The organism is Clostridium sp. CTA-5 (assembly GCF_054768135.1).
In genome coordinates this window covers 331,053-349,139 of the sequence record NZ_BAAAAT010000001.1, presented here as the reverse complement: position 1 = coordinate 349,139, position 18,087 = coordinate 331,053, and the positions used below count along the sequence as shown (strand labels likewise).

Genomic DNA, 18,087 nt, shown 5'->3' with positions numbered 1-18,087 from the left:
TTAATTTTTATTTTATTTTCTTTAATTATTTTCATATCTTTTCATAAATTGTGGTTCTTTATTGTTTGTTGTTGGTAATATGATTATATTATCTCGTTCTTCAATTTCTACGTATAAATTTCTAATAATAAGTTCTTTTACATGACTACCATCTTCTAATAGTGCTGTTTTAAGTTTTTCTGGATCACCAATTGCATATATATTAAACGGAGCTGATTCCATACTATTATCATCAAATCCAATAAACGCCCAATTGCATATTACTCCAGTCCAGGGTACTACTCTGTGATTATTAACACTAATAGCTTCTGCACCAGCCTTACGTAACTCATTTAAAACCAAAGCCATATCATTATCATGAAAAATTTTACTTTTTGTTTCATATTCTGAGTCTTCTTCTAAATTAATATTTCCGTCTTTTACCTTTAATACTATACCCGAGCCTTCCACTTTACTTAAGCCCGTAAATAATTCATAATCCACTATTTGAGCTTTCATATCTTGAAGTATCTTTTCATTTTTTTCATCTTCTTTCATATATTCATTAATTTTATCTTTAGTTTCAATATTATTTTCTTTTAAATTCCCTATTTCTTTATATAAGTTAGCTCTTTCTTCTGTTGCATCTTTATATTGTTTAGCATTTAATTCTGTAAAAGATCCTATTTGTTCCAAATTAAAATTTGTTGATATTAAAACTCCTAAAATTATGCTTGCAAGAAAAACAAAGTAAAATTGCTTATTGTTATTCACAATCTTCACCTCTTAACGCGATTTAGCTTTTTCTAATAAGAGTCTTCTTATTATTGCAAAATTATCAAATATTCTTCCTCCAAAAACTATTACTGCTGCTATATATATAGGTATCCCTAATTTATCTCCTAAATATGCTAGCCCTGCTGCAAGAAGTGCATTTCCAAAAAAACCTGATATGAAAATATCTGCTTGAAAATTTTTAGATAAATTTGCCCTAATAGCACCAAAAACTGAATCTAAACATGCAAGTATAGCAACTGACATATACGGTGAAAATGTTTCCGAAATATTAACATCAAATACAAATCCTAATATTACTCCTATTAATAATCCAATTATTGCAATCAAACTTATACCCCCTCTATTCTTTTACAGCCTTTATATATTCACTTTTTATAGATTGTGTTGTTTTTTTAATTAATATATCATCACTTGTTTTTACTTCACAATTATAATTTGGAAGTGCTCCATAATCTAATGATCCTGGAAAAGATATACCTACATTTAATCTTCCTTTATCTCCAATAACATTTATTACAATTTTATCATTAGGATATATTCTACCTGATGAACCTATAGAAATACCATTACCCGCAACCTTTATTCCTGTTTGAGGTGTTATTCTAATATCATTTATTGAAATGGCTTCTGCGCCAGAATACCAAAGTAAATTCACAACATGAACTAGTTCTTCTTCTCCTAAATTTCTACTACTATCTGATGGATTTGATGAAAATATAGAAGTTTTAGGTGCTATAGTTATTACTATCCCTGGTCCTTTAACATCTACTATTCCTAAATGCATTCTAGAATTATCAAGAGTATTTTTTATCTCTTTTCCTAAATCCCCATCTTTTGCAGCAGACTCTTCTAAATTTTTAAGTTCTTCAGATAAAGTAGCATTAGATTTTTCAAGTTCCTCCTTTTCCTTTTTTAAACTTTCCACTTCTGCAATAATATTGTTTTTATCATAACTACTAATCTGATTTTGAGTATTTTTATTTGATAATAACTTAAATTGATAAGCTAATAAAAAGCCTAAAAGTGCACATACCAGTGCTACAAAAATTTGCGATTTAGATACCCTCATTTTTATCTACCTTTCTATTCACTATAATATACTGGTGATCCTTGAAAACTAACATCTATATAACCTTTTTTCATCCCAATTTCTGGATTTGAAATGACATGTAGAATTTTATTCATTTTATTAAATAAGTCCTCATCATTTCCTATTCTACCTTCTACTTGACCTATATATACCTTAATATTTGTCAAATCCTCAAGATTGATACAGTTTATATTATGTTCTGTAGGGTTATTTTTTACTATTTTATAAAACTCTTCTAAAATAGTATTTATTCTTTGATCTTCCAATACCTTATTACCTATTTCTGTGTCTTCAAATTTAATTCCTTTAAGTTCTAATAAATTTCTACCTTTTAAATCATCTGTTTTTTCTAATAAAACTAATTTATTGTTAAAAATATATTTTTTATCATCTTTATTTATATAATAAATTCCTTCTTTTTCTACTACATTTATATTAACTTGTTTGGGAAATTTTTTAGTCACAGTTACCGTATCAACATAAGGATTCTTTTTAGCCTCTTCTATTAAATCTTTTTTATTAACAAAGAAAATATTATCACCTAAAATTTTTTCACATCTTTCTTTAACATCGTCTCCAGTTATTATAGGATTTCCTGTAACTGCAACTTTTCTTACTATAAACACACCTGATTTTGTTATAAAAATTATAACTCCTATAACCAAAAAAAGAAGTATAACTATCAACTTCTTTATAAATCTTTTACGCTTCGCTCTTAGAATATATTTATTTTCCTTTTTTGTCATATTCATCCCTATTTCCTTATACATCTCAATAAATATTTATTTATACAAAACACTTTAATAAATCATTTTTTACTAAAATTATCTTATATAATAATACCACTTTGTCAACATATTTTCATCATTTTTTTAATATATGTTACATATTTAATAATAATTTAATAAATTAAAGATACATTTTCAAATGATAACATTTACCCAAAACATAATATTAAAAAATTGTCAAATATAATTTTAAAAATAAAAAAGCTATAGTTTTTTTAAACCATAGCTTTTTATTCATTAATAGTTACGTATCTATTTTTCCTTCTGTCTGACGCGATATATTTAAAAGTACTCCCATCGCTGCCATATTTATTACTAGTGACGTTCCTCCATAACTAATAAACGGAAGTGGTACACCAGTAACAGGCATTGATCCAGTTACAACTGCAATATTTATTATAGATTGTACTGCTATAACAGAGGTAATGCCTACTGCTAACAGTGTTCCATAAGTATCTTTTGCTTTCATTGCAACCTTAAGCCCTCTACATATAAATACTACAAAAATAGTTATTATTAATATACATCCTATAAGCCCTAATTCTTCTCCAATTATAGCAAAAATAAAATCATTATGTGGCTCTGGCATATATAGAGTTTTTTGTCTTGATTGACCTAAACCAAGACCTGTAACCCCACCAGCTCCTAATGCATAAAATGACTGTATTAATTGATATCCATTTTTTGCTGGATCTTTCCATGGATCTATAAAATTTAACATTCTAGCTCTTCTATATGGTTCTCCTAATGTAAATACAGTAGCAGCTGCAACCATAAGAGGTGCTACTATTCCAAATAAGTGTTTTATTCTACCACCTGATGAAAAAAGTATTATAAATGTAACTATCATTATAACAGATGCAATACTTAAATTTTTTTCTGCTAATACCAATGCAGCATATATACCTGAAACCCCTAAATATGGTACTATACCTGTATTAAATTTCTTTATACCATCACCTTTAAGTTCTATACTTTTAGCCAAAAATAATACTACTACATACTTAGCTAATTCTGATGGTTGAAATGATAAGGGACCTATTTGTATCCATCTTTGTGCACCATTTACCCCTGGAAATAAAAATACGATTAATAATAATGGTATACTAACAACCATTATTCCAAAGGTATATCTTTTTATTTTATGATAATCTATTGACATAGTAATATACATTACTATCATTCCTAAAATTGCCCATAACAACTGTCTTTTCAAGAAATACATACTATCATTATTTCTAAACATAGCATAATAAGAACTTGCAGAGTATACCATAACAACTCCTACTGCTAACAATAAAACTACACTGTAAAATATACCATAGTCCATCTGGCCCATTTTCCTTTTTTTGAGTTTGCCAACCCTCATACACAAATCCTCCAAATCAATTAATAAAGTTTACTTTGTGAATAGAGCTAAAGTGCTATAAATCCTATAATACATAAGACTAATGTTGTTGTTGCAAAAATTGTAACTATTTTCACTTCACTCCATCCACATTGTTCAAAATGATGATGTATAGGTGCCATTTTAAAAATTCTTTTTCCTGTTAACTTAAATGAAGCAACTTGCATTATAACTGATAAAGTTTCAAGAACATATATTCCTCCAACTATAATTATAAATAGTGGCATCTTTAATATCAAAGCTATTGTTGCTATAGCTCCTCCTAATGCTAATGACCCTGTATCACCCATAAAGATTTTTGCTGGAAAAGCATTAAATCTAAGAAATCCTAATAAAGCTCCAGCAAGTGCAATAGAAAATACTCCTACTTGATAATGACCTGTTTTAAAACCTATTATTGTAAAAAATGTTAAAACAATAACTGTAACAGATGTTGCAAGTCCATCTATTCCATCAGTTAAATTAACTGCATTAGTCACTGCAGAATAATATATAACTGCTAGTGGTATATATAATATTCCTAAATTCAATTGATAATTATTTAAAAACGGAATTATTATTTCTGAACCTATATTTACGTAACCATAATAAGCTAATGCTACTGAAAATATAATTAATAATAACATCTTTTGCCATGCTCTTAAACCAAGATTATCCTTATGAATTATTTTTAATATATCATCTAAAAATCCAATTATTCCAAAAGCAATTAATGAATATAATATTACCATAGCTTCATCTGTAGGCTTATATCCTATAATTAACATTGTAACAGTTACTGAAATAAAAAATATAAGACCTCCCATTGTTGGAGTACCCGATTTTTTTTGATGACTTTTAGGTCCCTCTTTTCTAATATTTTGACCAAATTTTAGTTTGTGCAATACTGGAATAAATATTGGTCCTAAAATCATTGAAAATACAAATCCCATTAATAATGCTGATAAAATTGTTGGATTTATTAATTCTTTTACTATATCCCCCATCTAATACTGCCCTATTAAGGCAGTTCACCTCCTTTGTTGTATTATAAATTTTCTATATATTTTACTATTTCTTCAAATTTTGCTGCTCTCGAAGCTTTAATTAAAATCACATCATCTTTTTTAATAAGACTTGTTAAATTTTCTATAAGCTCATTTTTAGAATCAAATGTTAATGTGTCTTTTCCAAATCCCTCTTTATAATCTTCCTTAAATTTACCAGTTGATAATATTATATCTGCTTTTTCTAATGCATACTCTCCAACTATTTTATGTGATGATTTAGAATGGTCTCCAAGTTCACCCATATCACCTAATACTGCTATTTTTCTTTTACCTGAATAAGTTCTTAAAACATCTAATGCAGCTTTCATTGAATCTGGACTAGCATTATAACAATCATTAATTATTGTAAAATCATTCTTTTTTATAAACTCTAATCTCATTGAGGTTGCTTGTAAATTCTTAAGTCCTTCATTCATTTCTTGAAATGTGACACCAAGTTCTCTTGATATTTGTATACCTAAAAGAGCGTTTAACACATTATGTTTTCCAACCATATTTAATGTAAATCTATAGTTTTCCCCAGTTTTAGTTACTGCATCAAAAGATGTTGTTTTTTCAGTTAAATCTATATTTTTAGCATACACTTCACATTCTTCATTATATCCAACTTTTTCTAATTTAAATCTATTATCTTCTTTTATTTTTTGAAGCATATCATTTTCATTATTTATAACTAATGGATTATTATCTTTGAAAAAATCAGTTATGCTTAGCTTTTCTTTAAGTATATTCTCTCTTGTTTTTAAATTTTCTATATGTGATACTCCTATATTAGTAATAGTAGCAATATCTGGCATTGCAATATTTGCTAATCTATGAATCTCATTAAAATTATTTGTACCCATTTCTAAAACTGCAACATCATAACTTGAATCTAATTCTAATATCATAAGAGGTAAACCTATTTCATTATTAAAATTACCTTTAGTTTTAAACACTGAGTATTTTCCACTTAAAAAAGCTGCTACTAAATCTTTTGTAGATGTTTTCCCAGTAGAACCTGTAATTCCTACAACTTTTATATCTAGTTTTTCTCTGTAGTATTTTGCTATAGCTCCTAGTGCTACCTTTGCATCATCTACCTTTATAATTACACCATTATTGTTTAAATCTTTTGAATCAAATTTTACTTCATCAACAATAACAACTGAAGCTCCTTTTTTTATAGCTTCAACTACATAATCATTACCATTAAAATTTTCACCTTTAAGTGCAATAAACAAACTTCCTTTTTCAATTTTTCTTGTGTCAGTTGAAACTTTATTAAAAATACCATCACAATTTTTAAACAGTATTTTTCCATTACTAGCTTTTACAACTTCATTTAAAGTTAAATTCATGATTTGTTCACCTCTTATTTATGATCTAATATTTCTTTTACAACTTCTCTTTCATCAAAATGTATAGTTTTATCCTTTAATATTTGATATGTTTCATGTCCTTTTCCTGCAATTACTATAACATCATTTTCTTTTGCCATTTCTATTGCTCTTTTTATAGCTTCTTTTCTATTCTCTATTACTATATAATTATCTCTATCTATTCCTGCTTCAATATCTTTTATAATTTGCATAGGTTCTTCACTTCTTGGATTGTCTGAAGTTATTATAGATATATCAGCTATACCTGTACCTATTTTCCCCATTTGAGGTCTTTTTACTTTATCTCTGTCTCCTCCACAACCAAATACTGCAATTAATCTTCCTTCTGTAAATCCTCTTGCAGTTTTTAAAATATTTTCTAAGCCATCTGGAGTATGAGCATAATCTATAATTATATCATATGGCAAATCATATTCTATTGCCGCCCTTTCACATCTACCTGGTACTATTACTTTATTAATACCTTCCTTAATATCTGCAACTGGTATATTTAATTTATAACATGCTCCTATAGCCCCAAGTGCATTATAAATATTATATTCTCCTGGAATTGATAATATAAATTCTTCACTTTCTGATAAATTTATTTTAAACTTTATGTTTTTACTTCCCATTTTTTCATCATATGCTTTAAAATAAGAATCTTCTTTTATTGAGTAATCATATATATTGTTTGCATTAAGATTAGTTAAATCACTTACTACTTGTTTTCCATAATCATCATCAATATTAACAATTCTTATAAGACTTCTTTTAAATAATTTAAATTTAGCTTTATAATAATTTTCAAATGTTTTATGAAAATCTAAATGATCTCTAGTTAAATTAGTAAATATTCCAACTTCAAAATCAATTCCATATACTCTATCTAATTCTAGTGAATGAGAAGATACTTCCATTACGCAGTATTCTACTCCTTTGCTTACCATATTATTAAATAATTCTTGTAATTCTAATGACTCTGGAGTAGTTCTTTCTGTATCAATTCTTTCTTTTCCTATGTAATTAGCTATTGTTCCAATTAAACCAACTTTCTTTCCATTAGCTTCTAAAATTGATTTTATCATAAAAGCTGTAGTGGTTTTTCCATTTGTACCAGTTATACCTATCATCTTCATTTTTTTACTTGGATTATCATAATAATTTCCTGCCATAATAGCTAAGGCTTTTCTACTATCATCAACCTTTATTACAACAATATTCTTATCTGAAACCTCTATATCATCTTGAATTATGATAGCTTTTGCACCATTTTCTAATGCATTTTGAACATATTTATGTCCATCAGTTGCAAATCCCTTTACACAAACGAATAAATCCGATTTTTCAACCTTTCTACTATCATAATTAATTGACACTATTTCCTTATCTAAGCTTCCTTGTATAACTTTATAGTTTATCCCCTTTAAAATATCTTTAAGGTTCATTTTTAACCATCTCCTTAAATAATATGCTTTTTAGCTTTTTTAAATACTATTTTTGATTTTCAATTTTACATTAATTTAGCATGTGAGTAAAACCCACATGCTAGTAATTTACTTAAGTATTCTAAATAAAGTTAGATTAATTAATTTATCTAAAATCACTTTAGTCTTTATAATCTGAATTTAGAGTTAACTTAACTGACGTTCCTTTTGTTATAACTTCACCTTGATTAACACTTTGATTTGTTACTATTCCATCCCCATCAAAGGTTATATTTATTCCAAGACTAGTTAATAACTTAGATGCATCAGACTTAGAATATCCTCTAACATCTGGCATTACAACATTTTTATTATAAGACCCACTATTTCCTGTGTAAAGATTTATTTTTGAACCTTCTTTTACTGCATATCCTGGATATGGCTTTATGTCTGTAACTACATCCCCTGAATCTTCTAATACACAATCTAGTTTTGATGCTTTTAATATCTTTTGAGCTTCATCAACTTTTAGTCCTCTTACTTCTGGTATTACAATATCTCTTGATATTTGGCTTGAATTTTCGTCTGAGAACTTACTATCTAAATAGTTAAATATATCAGAAAACACCATTTTAGCTGCTGGAGTACATACTTGTCCTGCATAGTATGCTCCATTACTTGGCTCATCTACTGTTACCATAACTGTAACTTTTGGATCATCAACTGGTGCCATACCAACAAATGAAGATATATATTGTCCTGCTCCATAAGTTCCATTTTCCGGATTAACCTTTTGTGCTGTACCTGTTTTACCGCCTATATGATAACCCTCCATAAATGTTCCTGCACCTGATCCACCAGTTACAACTCTTTCAAGGTAACTTCTAAGTTCTGCTGTTTTTTCTTTACTTGCTACTTGAGAGGTTTTAGGATTAAATCTATCATCAACAACTTTAACACCACTCTCATCATTATGTGTAACTTCTTTCATTATATGAGGTTGAATTAAATTTCCCCCATTTGCAATTGCATTAAATGCAGTCATATACTGAACAGAATTTACAGTATTGGTTTGACCAAATGCTATTGTAGCAAGGTCTGTTTCAGAAATCGTATCTACTTTTTTAACTATACCTTTAGCTTCTCCTGGTAAATCAATTCCACTAACTTTTCCAAAGCCAAATTTATCAATATACTCACATAATTTCTCTTTACCTATCATTTCACCAAGTTTCATAAATCCTACATTACATGAATTTTGGATTATATCAGGGAATTTTTGTGCTCCATGCCCTTGTGTTCTCCAACATTTAATATAGCGATTACCAAAGTGTAATCCTCCACCACATGTAAAATCAGTATTTGCATTAACAATACCTTCTTCTAAACCAGTAATAGCTGTAACAACCTTAAAAATAGATCCTGGTTCAAAGGTATCATTAACCAATCTATTTCTCCACATTTTTTGTAACTTTTCTGATTCATTAGCTCCTTCAAATTTTTCAGTTCCCTTATATGGACTATTAGGATCAAAATCCGGTTTATTTACCATGGCTAAAACTTCTCCTGTTTTAGGATCCATAACTAGTATAGATACAGCTTTAGCTTTATTATCTTCATATGCTTGCTCTGCTGCTTTTTCAGCAAAAAATTGAATATTTTCATCAATTGTTAAAGTAACATCTTTTCCATCAACTGGTGGAGTAAATTGAGAAATTGTATAAGGTAATTCTCCACTATTTCTATCAAGTTCAGCAATTTTCATTCCTGGAACCCCTGATAAGTAACTATTATATTGAAGTTCTATACCTGTTAATCCCTGTCCATCTATATTAGTACTTCCAAGTACATGGGCTAAGAAATTATTATTAGGGTAATATCTTTTTGTATCAGGTGATACTAAAACTCCACTTATATTTAATTCTCTTACCCTATCTGCCACATCTTTTTCTATTCTTCTTACAAGAGTTGCAGAACCTGCATCTGCTCCACTTGGTAATTTAGTTTCAAGTTTTTCTTTAACCTTTTGGGTTTCCAAATCTAAAGCTTTTGCTATTACTGGTGCAATATCATCAGTTGTTAGATTTTCTCTGCCACGTTCTACGTTTATTCCTATACTCTTTAATTTTTCAATTCTCTTTTCTGTTAATTCCTGATTTAAATATGATCTTATAGAGTTTAAATCAAAATCTACTCTATAAACATTAGCAGAAACAGCTAACTCTTTTGCATTTCTATCTAAAATTCTTCCTCTTCTTGCATCTATCTTTACTTCACTTGTCCATTGTTCTTCTGCACGCGCAGCATATTCCTGTCTTTTAACTATCATTATATAAGATAACCTAAGTGTTAAAATAAAAAAAACAAAACTTAACCCTACAACTACAATTGTAAGCCTCTTTCGCATTTTTGCTCTATCTTTATAATTTGGTTTTTTCACTGTTTAATTCCTCCATCTAATTTCTTTTAGATAAAAGCAAGTAGGGATGCACTATTTAAAGGCATCCTTCAATTTAGAAAATAAACCTTTCTTTGTTTTATTTTCCTCATCATTGGTATTCTCTAAATTTGCAAAATAATTTTCAGAAAAATCAATTTTAACTATATCACTTTTATTAGGTACTACCATTGCTAAATGACTTTCTGAAATATTTTTAATATTCTGTAAAGATGAGAACTTTAAAAGTTTAACTTTTAATGCTTCATTGGTTTCCTGAGCAATTTTAATTTGACTATCTACTTCAGTTACTTTTTGTTGGATATTATAAACTTTTGCATCTCCAGTAATAACCATAACTCCTAAGCAGAATATCATAACTGATGTCATAAGTACATTTTTTCTTGTTTCTATGCTTTGATTTTTTAGTTTTTTATTTGCATTCTTTTTAACTTTACGTAAATTATATTTACTTCTTCTCGGTGTAGTTACTATACTTTTTCTAGATGGTTTTACTGCTGTACTACCTTTAATATAATCATATTCTCTTTCTACCAAATTATTCACATCCCCACTTAATTTATAACATAACAAAAATTATTTTTATAGTTTTTCAATTATTCTTAACTTTGCACTTCTACTTCTTGGATTTTCTTCTACTTCTTCTTTACTAGGTTCTATCCCTTTTCTAGATATTAATTTTACACTAGATTTTTTACCACAAACACAAATAGGAAATTCTTTCGGACAAGTACATGGATCTTGAAGTTCCCTAAATTTAAGTTTTACTATTCTATCTTCTAATGAATGGAATGTTATAATTGCCATTCTTCCACCTGAATTCAATCTATTTACTCCATCTTCAATTGTTTTATTTAATATCTGAAGTTCTGAATTTACTTCTATTCTTATAGCCTGAAAAGTTCTCTTTGCTGGATGTGGCCCTTCTCTTCTAGCCTTAGCTGGAATAGCTGCTTTAATTATGTCAACTAGTTCCAGTGTTGTTTCTATTGGCTTTTCTATTCTTCTGTTAACTATGAAATTTGCAATTCTTTTAGCAAACCTTTCTTCTCCATAGTCTTTTATTATTTTATAAAGCTTTTCCTCACTATATTTATTTACTATTTCATAAGCTGAAAAATCATTATCTCTATTCATTCTCATATCTAATGGAGCATCTTTCATATAACTAAATCCACGTTCTCCTTGATCTAGTTGATAAGAAGATACTCCTAAATCCATTAATATTCCATCTACTTTAGGAATTTCTAAATTTTCTAGAATGCTATCTATGTTATAAAAATTACTATGAACATAAGTTACATTTTCAAAATCCTTTAATCTTTCTTTTGCTGCTTTTAAAGCGTCTTTATCTTGATCTATACCTATTAATAGACCTTCTTTTGATAAATTCTTTAATATATGTGATGAATGTCCTGCTCCTCCTAATGTGCAATCTACATAAATCCCATCTTCCTTTATATCTAATGCATCTATGCACTCGTTTAATAAAACTGAAACATGTTTAAATTCCATAATAAAAACTCCTTATATTCCTAAATCATTCATTTTTTCTGCAATTAAATCAAAATCAATATCTGATTCATTATAATTAATCCAATTTTCCTTACTCCATATCTCGACTCTTGATAATACTCCTATACTTACTATGTCCTTTTCTATTTTTGCATATTCCTTTAAATTCTGAGGAATCAATCCCCTACTTTGCTTGTCTAATTCAATTACACAAGCTCCTGAAAAAAAGAATCTTACAAATGATCTAGCATCTTTGTTAGTTAAAGGTAAGGTTTTTAGTTTATTTTCTAGTACTTTCCATTCATCTATTGGATAAATATAAAGACATCCATCTAACCCCTTAGTTATAACAAACTTATCTCCAAGGTCTTCTCTTAATTTCGATGGAACAATCATTCTATTTTTTGAATCCAGTGAATGTTGATATTCTCCAATAAACATCGTTTTACTCCTACCTTAATAATTTACAGTAATTTAAACTCTATTTCAACCACTTTGAACCACTTTAAACCACTTTACTATAATTATTCTATAAAAATATAGTTTTTCCTCCTATACCATATACATTTTTTAATTTAATTAAGATTTTTTATAAATATATTTAATAAATCTACAATTTATTATCCTGACCTACCATTTTTAAAATCATATAAAAGATTACAAAATGCAAGAATTATAAAAATTACAATTAACCAAACAGGACCTTCAAGTGGAGATACGATAGAATTTGTTGCAGCCTTAAATAAAAAATAAAAATATATTATATATCCATTAAATAATATTATATTAATCCACTTTTCCTTTTTGTTTTTTTCCTTAGAAAATTTTAAAATTAAACTAATCGTATATATACTCTTCCAAAGTACTATTGCTGTAACTAAAAATACTAATACTAAATCCACTGTTTTCCCTCCAATTATATTGCCTTAATATATATTATTTTTATTTTTAAAAAAAATACTTTAAATATATAAAAACAATCCCTAATATATTTTTCCTATATTTTCTATATTTTTTTCTTCTTATTTGTTATAATTTTTTTAAATGTGCCTTATAATTTTTGGGGGGATTAATTTTGGAACAAAATATTAATGAAAATAAAAAACTTGGTAATTTAGACCAATACAAGTATGGATTAAAGAAAGGGATTCCCATAGCTTTAGGATATCTCTCTGTTTCAATTACTTTTGGAATGATGGCTGTTAGAGGTGGGCTTAGTCCTTTTATTGCCTTATTAATATCAATGACTAATTTAACGTCTGCCGGACAATTTGCTGGTATTAATTTGATGTTTAATACAGCTTCATATTTAGAACTAGCTTTAACTATATTTATTATTAATATAAGATATATGCTTATGTCATTATCTCTTTCTCAAAAAATGTATGATAAAATACCATTATTTAAACGTCTTATAATTTCATTTGGAGTAACAGATGAGACTTTTACATTAGCATCTCTTGAAGAAGGAGAATTAAGTTCTGAATTTATGTTAGGATTAATTACACTTCCTTATTTAGGTTGGGGATTAGGAACATTTATAGGTGCTGTAACAACTAAAATTCTTCCATATTCATTACAAGATTCTTTAGGTATAGCTTTATATGCTATGTTTATTGCTTTAATCATACCTCAAGTAAAAAAATCTAAACCTGTATTTTTAGTTGTATCAATAGCTATTGTTTTTAGTTGTTTATTTAAATATTTACCTGGCTTAAACAAAATTTCTTCTGGCTTTGTTGTTATTGTTGCATCTTTAATAGCATCAGCGATAGGAGCTTACTTTTTTCCTATAAAGGAGGATTTATAATGTATATAATTATGTGTTTAATAATAATGGCTGTAATTACTTATATCCCTAGAGTAATTCCATTAACTATATTTAATAAAAAAATCAAATCTATATTTTTAAAGTCTCTATTAAGCTATATGCCATATGCAGTTTTGGGGGCTATGACATTTCCAAGTATTTTTTATAGTACAGAAAACATTTTTTATTCAACACTAGGCACATTAGTGGCAATAAGTTTAGCATATTTTGAAAAGAATCTACTTATTGTTGCTGTTTCATCTGTATTAGTAATTTACGGATTAAATATATTTATATAGTTAAAAGAAGATAAAGCAAAATTTTGCCTTACCTTCTTTTCTTTTAAAATAGTATTAATATTATAAAACATAATTTTATTTTTTTATTCCTGCTAAAGCAGCTATATTTAATAAACTCCAAGGTTTATTAAAATGTGGTTGAAAAAAGAAATCAGTCATTGCAAGTTCTTCTATAGTCATGTTATTTTGAATTACTACTGAAAGTGTATTCATAAGCTGTGTTAAATCTATCTTAGAAATTATCTGACCTCCAAGTACTCTTCTTGTATCTTTATCAAATACAAGTTTTAATAGAGCTTCTTCAAATGTTGGCATGAATTCAGGTCTATAATTATCACTTATTACTACTGACTCTATATTTAAAGACGTAGTACTTTTAGCTACTTCTTCTGTTAAACCTGTTGATGCTATACACTTATCATATATTTTTATTCCTGAAGTACCTTGTGTACCCATATATTTAAGAATTGGTTTAATTATATTTTTAGCAACTAAAGTTCCCATCCTTACAGCATTAGTCGCTAATGGTATGTAGCGAGTGTCTCCTGACGGATTATATCTTACCACACAGCAATCTCCTGCTGCAAAAACATCTTCCTTACTTGTTTTCATATATTCATCAATTATTATAGCACCATTTGGCAATGTATCTAATTTTCCTTTTACCAATTTAGTATTGGGTGCAAATCCTATGCATAATATAACTAAATCACCTTTATATTCATTTTTATCAGTTATAACTTGTGATACTTTTCCCTCTTCCCCTTTAAAACATTTCACTTTTTCTCCTAAAACTAAATTAACATTATAATTTTTAAATTCTGTTTCAGCTATATCTGTAAATTCCTTATCTAAATATTTAGCCATAATTCTATTTTCAGCATCTATAAGTGTTACTTTCTTACCTTTCATTTGAAATGCTTCTGCAAGTTCAACTCCTATATATCCTGCACCTATTATTACTATATTTTTTGCATCAACACACTTTTGCTGTATAGCTTTGGCATGATTATAATTCTTACATAACACTATATTTTCTAAGTCTCCACCTTCAAACTTAGGAACTATTGGCCATGAACCTAAAGTAAGAACTAATTTATCATAATTATCTTCAAAAATATCGTTTGTTTCTAAATTTTTAACTTTAACATTCTTTTTATAAAAATCTATATCTAATACTTCATGTCTCATATTGGTTTTTATTCCAATAGATTTTAAATTTTCTGGAGAATTATAAAATAGTTTTTCAGTTTCAGTAACAACTCCACCAATACTTAACGCAATACCACAAGAGAGAAAAGAAATATTATCATTTTTTTCATAAACAATAATTTCACTTTCCGGATAAAGTTCCTTTAAATTAACTATAGCAGCAGTACCAGCATGAGTACATCCTATTACAATAACCTTCATATTAACAACACTCCTTTATAAATATTATATATTAATTAATAATTATTATCTTTTAATATATAATACACTTTTTTATATGATAAGTAAATTGTTTTTATTAAAAATAAACTATATTATATATAAGCTCTAATTAAGTTAGTACATTTATAACCTTTATATAATTTTTATAAAAAATTATATCTTTAAATTAATAATAGCTATTTAGAAGCATATATATCATAAATTTTCTATATAAGTTCCTCACTACACTGGTAACTCATAACATTCATAAATATTGTAAGTTTTATATTAACGAACAAACTTTATTGGAACTTATATATTTCTAAGAAAATTACTTAAAATGCTTAAATATAAAATTTATTCAAACAATAATGATAATAATATACTACTAAGTAAAATAATCATTATAATTAACACAGAAATTAAAGCAGATATTTCTATACCAAAATATATAATTACAAGCTTTATACCTGTAAACATTAATATAAATCCTACACCATACTTCATAAATTTAAACATATTATTCATTTGAGCTAAAATATAATACATACTTCTTAAACCAAGTATTGCAAATATGTTTGATGTATAAACTATAAATGTATCTGTTGTAATAGAAAAAATTGCTGGTATAGAATCTAATGCAAAAATAACATCTGAAAATTCTATTATTAACAAAACCACAAATAATGGAGTAGCATAAAGAACTTTATTTTTCTTAACAAAAAAATGTTCTCCATGAATAGTATTAGTAACTGGCATAATCTTTTTTAGTATTTTAACAGCAAAATTTTCATGAAATTCTACACTCCCATTTCTACAAAATATCATCTTAAACCCACTGAATAATAACACTACTCCAAACACATAAAGTACCCAATGGAACTTACTTACTATAGTTACTCCTAATAAGATAAAAATTAATCTTAATATCATAGCTCCAAGAACTCCATATAATAATACTCGTTCTTGATACTGTGGATATATTCCAAAACTCGAAAATATCATTAAAAACAAAAATAAATTATCCAGACTTAAAGACATCTCTATTATATAACCACCAAAATATTCAATCGCTGCTTTATCACCCCTAGTATAAAAAATAAAAATATTAAATAGTACTGATAAAATTATCCAAAATGTTAAATTACGTAATGAACTTTTTGTTTTCATAATTATAAACTCCTTAATAAAACTCTTAAGGTATTTATATTAATAATATTTTAATTTTATCCTTACATAATAAAACTTATTTTTAAGTAATAAAATGCTCCCTCTATAGTTGCAGTTTTATTATTTTAACTGTCTACTATAAAGGGAGCATATCACTCTGCGTGATTTAATATAAATAATTATATAATTTTTTTATCAAAGTTAAACTATATTATAAAGATTTATTATACGTTAAATCTAAAGTTAACTACATCTCCATCTTTCATTATATAATCTTTTCCTTCAAGTCTAAATTTACCTTTTTCTTTAGCTGCTGCCTCTGATCCACATTCAACTAAATCATCATATCCAACAACTTCTGCTCTAATAAATCCTCTTTCAATATCAGAGTGTATTTTACCTGCAGCTGCTGGAGCTTTTGTTCCTTGTTTAATTGTCCAAGCTCTTACTTCTTGAACTCCTGCTGTTAAAAAGCTCATAAGACCTAATAATTTATATGAAGCTTCAATTAATAAATCCAATCCTGATTCTTTCAATCCATATTCTGCAAGCATTTCACTTTTTTCTTCATCATCTAATCCTGATAATTCTTCTTCAATTTTTGCAGAAACAATCATAACACCTGAATTTTCTTGTTTTGCATATTCTTCAACTTTTTTAACATATTCATTACGTGGATCACCACTCATAATATCATCTTCTGATACATTACATGCATACAATACAGGCTTTGAAGTGATTAAAAATAAACTTTTTACAAATACCGCTTCATCTTCATCTACTTCTAATGTTCTAACCGGAAGATTTTTTTCTAAATGTGCTTTAATTCTTTCCATTAATGCATATTCTACTTTGGCAGTTTTATCACCTGATCTAGCTAGTTTTACTGATTTTTCCATTCTTCTTTCTAAAACTTCTAAATCTGAAAATATTAATTCTAAGTTTATAGTTTCTATATCTCTTATTGGATCAACAGAACCTTCTACGTGAACAACATTTCCATCATCAAAACATCTAACAACATGAACAATTGATGAAACTTCTCTTATATGAGATAAAAATTTATTTCCTAAACCTTCTCCTTTTGAAGCGCCTTTAACTAATCCTGCTATGTCATAAAATTCTATTGCTGTATATACTTTTTTCTTTGTATTATACATCTTTTCTAGAACATCTAATCTCTTATCTGGAACACTAACAACACCTACATTTGGTTCAATCGTGCAGAATGGATAATTTGCTGACTCTGCTCCAGCTTTTGTTATTGCATTAAATAATGTGCTTTTACCTACATTCGGTAAACCTACAATTCCTAACTTCATTTATGTACAGTCCTTTCTTACATTTACTACACCTTTAAAAATTATACTCTAGAAACTTGTTTATTTCAACTAAACCATACAAAATAAAGCATTTGGAGGATTACTTCTTTTAATTTAAAGTTAATATATAACATTAAAAATATATAAATTACCATGGTTAATCTTTAATAAATTACAAATACTAACTTATGTAGATATAA

General features: G+C 27.3%; 18 protein-coding genes. 2 read left to right on the top strand and 16 right to left on the bottom strand.

Features of this window, described 5'->3' with window-relative positions; all coding sequences use genetic code 11:
* Positions 1 to 21: 21 nt before the first annotated feature.
* The 13 genes from ACYUET_RS01505 to ACYUET_RS01445 form a co-directional block, all read right to left on the bottom strand.
* On the bottom strand, positions 22 to 753 hold the full coding sequence (locus ACYUET_RS01505; RefSeq protein WP_460277370.1) for a DUF881 domain-containing protein: 732 nt from the start codon (positions 751 to 753) through the stop codon (positions 22 to 24).
* A gap of 12 nt (positions 754 to 765) precedes the next feature.
* A complete protein-coding gene (locus ACYUET_RS01500; protein ID WP_219780380.1) occupies positions 766 to 1,104 on the bottom strand; it encodes a small basic family protein in 339 nt (112 codons plus the stop codon).
* A 13-nt stretch (positions 1,105 to 1,117) separates the two neighbouring features.
* Positions 1,118 to 1,846 (bottom strand): DUF881 domain-containing protein, encoded by a 729-nt coding sequence (locus ACYUET_RS01495; RefSeq protein ID WP_460277368.1) that lies wholly within the window; start codon positions 1,844 to 1,846, stop codon positions 1,118 to 1,120.
* A gap of 14 nt (positions 1,847 to 1,860) precedes the next feature.
* Complete coding sequence (locus ACYUET_RS01490; protein WP_460277366.1) at positions 1,861 to 2,619, bottom strand: cell division protein FtsQ/DivIB; 759 nt, start codon at positions 2,617 to 2,619, stop codon at positions 1,861 to 1,863.
* 280 nt (positions 2,620 to 2,899) lie between these two features.
* Positions 2,900 to 4,024: a stage V sporulation protein E gene (spoVE, locus tag ACYUET_RS01485; protein WP_460277364.1), complete on the bottom strand. Its 1,125-nt coding sequence runs from the start codon at positions 4,022 to 4,024 to the stop codon at positions 2,900 to 2,902.
* A gap of 47 nt (positions 4,025 to 4,071) precedes the next feature.
* A complete protein-coding gene (mraY, locus tag ACYUET_RS01480; protein ID WP_460277362.1) occupies positions 4,072 to 5,049 on the bottom strand; it encodes a phospho-N-acetylmuramoyl-pentapeptide-transferase in 978 nt (325 codons plus the stop codon).
* 41 nt (positions 5,050 to 5,090) lie between these two features.
* Positions 5,091 to 6,452, bottom strand: a complete 1,362-nt coding sequence (locus tag ACYUET_RS01475; RefSeq protein ID WP_460277360.1) for a UDP-N-acetylmuramoyl-tripeptide--D-alanyl-D-alanine ligase — start codon at positions 6,450 to 6,452, stop codon at positions 5,091 to 5,093.
* Between the two features lie 14 nt (positions 6,453 to 6,466).
* Positions 6,467 to 7,921: a UDP-N-acetylmuramoyl-L-alanyl-D-glutamate--2,6-diaminopimelate ligase gene (locus ACYUET_RS01470; protein ID WP_460277359.1), complete on the bottom strand. Its 1,455-nt coding sequence runs from the start codon at positions 7,919 to 7,921 to the stop codon at positions 6,467 to 6,469.
* Positions 7,922 to 8,081: 160 nt separating this feature from the next.
* On the bottom strand, positions 8,082 to 10,340 hold the full coding sequence (locus ACYUET_RS01465; protein WP_460277358.1) for a stage V sporulation protein D: 2,259 nt from the start codon (positions 10,338 to 10,340) through the stop codon (positions 8,082 to 8,084).
* A 51-nt stretch (positions 10,341 to 10,391) separates the two neighbouring features.
* Entirely contained in the window at positions 10,392 to 10,904 is a 513-nt protein-coding gene (locus tag ACYUET_RS01460) for an FtsB/FtsL family cell division protein (protein WP_460277356.1), read from the bottom strand.
* 36 nt (positions 10,905 to 10,940) lie between these two features.
* On the bottom strand, positions 10,941 to 11,873 hold the full coding sequence (rsmH, locus tag ACYUET_RS01455) for a 16S rRNA (cytosine(1402)-N(4))-methyltransferase RsmH (RefSeq protein WP_460277354.1): 933 nt from the start codon (positions 11,871 to 11,873) through the stop codon (positions 10,941 to 10,943).
* Between the two features lie 12 nt (positions 11,874 to 11,885).
* The gene (mraZ, locus tag ACYUET_RS01450) at positions 11,886 to 12,314 is read right to left on the bottom strand and encodes a division/cell wall cluster transcriptional repressor MraZ (RefSeq protein WP_460277352.1); all 429 of its coding nucleotides are present in this window, start codon (positions 12,312 to 12,314) and stop codon (positions 11,886 to 11,888) included.
* Between the two features lie 179 nt (positions 12,315 to 12,493).
* Complete coding sequence (locus ACYUET_RS01445) at positions 12,494 to 12,775, bottom strand: hypothetical protein (protein WP_460277350.1); 282 nt, start codon at positions 12,773 to 12,775, stop codon at positions 12,494 to 12,496.
* 173 nt (positions 12,776 to 12,948) lie between these two features.
* On the opposite strand from ACYUET_RS01445, the gene ACYUET_RS01440 reads away from it, so the two are divergent.
* Entirely contained in the window at positions 12,949 to 13,683 is a 735-nt protein-coding gene (locus ACYUET_RS01440) for an AzlC family ABC transporter permease (protein WP_460277348.1), read from the top strand.
* Entirely contained in the window at positions 13,683 to 13,982 is a 300-nt protein-coding gene (locus ACYUET_RS01435; protein WP_460277346.1) for an AzlD domain-containing protein, read from the top strand. Before ACYUET_RS01440 ends, ACYUET_RS01435 begins: the two co-directional genes overlap by 1 nt.
* A 75-nt stretch (positions 13,983 to 14,057) precedes the next feature.
* Here ACYUET_RS01435 and ACYUET_RS01430 read toward each other — a convergent pair whose 3' ends face one another.
* The 3 genes from ACYUET_RS01430 to ychF all read right to left on the bottom strand — a co-directional run bounded on the left by ACYUET_RS01430 (position 14,058) and on the right by ychF (position 17,887).
* Positions 14,058 to 15,395 (bottom strand): FAD-dependent oxidoreductase, encoded by a 1,338-nt coding sequence (locus ACYUET_RS01430; RefSeq protein ID WP_460277344.1) that lies wholly within the window; start codon positions 15,393 to 15,395, stop codon positions 14,058 to 14,060.
* A gap of 357 nt (positions 15,396 to 15,752) precedes the next feature.
* Positions 15,753 to 16,565 carry a TerC/Alx family metal homeostasis membrane protein gene (locus ACYUET_RS01425; protein WP_460277343.1) on the bottom strand — a complete coding sequence of 271 codons (813 nt, stop codon included), beginning with the start codon at positions 16,563 to 16,565 and terminating at the stop codon, positions 15,753 to 15,755.
* A gap of 224 nt (positions 16,566 to 16,789) precedes the next feature.
* The gene (gene ychF / locus ACYUET_RS01420; protein WP_460277341.1) at positions 16,790 to 17,887 is read right to left on the bottom strand and encodes a redox-regulated ATPase YchF; all 1,098 of its coding nucleotides are present in this window, start codon (positions 17,885 to 17,887) and stop codon (positions 16,790 to 16,792) included.
* Between the last annotated feature and the right edge of the window lie 200 nt (positions 17,888 to 18,087).

Excerpts from the sequence above, each read along its gene's own strand:
- ACYUET_RS01490 (WP_460277366.1), bottom strand. The coding sequence starts at position 2,619 with ATGAATATGACAAAAAAGGAAAATAAATATATTCTAAGAGCGAAGCGT.
- mraY (WP_460277362.1), bottom strand. The coding sequence starts at position 5,049 with ATGGGGGATATAGTAAAAGAATTAATAAATCCAACAATTTTATCAGCA.
- ACYUET_RS01430 (WP_460277344.1), bottom strand. The coding sequence starts at position 15,395 with ATGAAGGTTATTGTAATAGGATGTACTCATGCTGGTACTGCTGCTATA.
- ACYUET_RS01495 (WP_460277368.1), bottom strand. The coding sequence starts at position 1,846 with ATGAGGGTATCTAAATCGCAAATTTTTGTAGCACTGGTATGTGCACTT.
- ACYUET_RS01435 (WP_460277346.1), top strand. The coding sequence starts at position 13,683 with ATGTATATAATTATGTGTTTAATAATAATGGCTGTAATTACTTATATC.
- mraZ (WP_460277352.1), bottom strand. The coding sequence starts at position 12,314 with ATGTTTATTGGAGAATATCAACATTCACTGGATTCAAAAAATAGAATG.
- ACYUET_RS01425 (WP_460277343.1), bottom strand. The coding sequence starts at position 16,565 with ATGAAAACAAAAAGTTCATTACGTAATTTAACATTTTGGATAATTTTA.
- ACYUET_RS01470 (WP_460277359.1), bottom strand. The coding sequence starts at position 7,921 with ATGAACCTTAAAGATATTTTAAAGGGGATAAACTATAAAGTTATACAA.
- spoVE (WP_460277364.1), bottom strand. The coding sequence starts at position 4,024 with ATGAGGGTTGGCAAACTCAAAAAAAGGAAAATGGGCCAGATGGACTAT.
- ychF (WP_460277341.1), bottom strand. The coding sequence starts at position 17,887 with ATGAAGTTAGGAATTGTAGGTTTACCGAATGTAGGTAAAAGCACATTA.
- rsmH (WP_460277354.1), bottom strand. The coding sequence starts at position 11,873 with ATGGAATTTAAACATGTTTCAGTTTTATTAAACGAGTGCATAGATGCA.
- ACYUET_RS01475 (WP_460277360.1), bottom strand. The coding sequence starts at position 6,452 with ATGAATTTAACTTTAAATGAAGTTGTAAAAGCTAGTAATGGAAAAATA.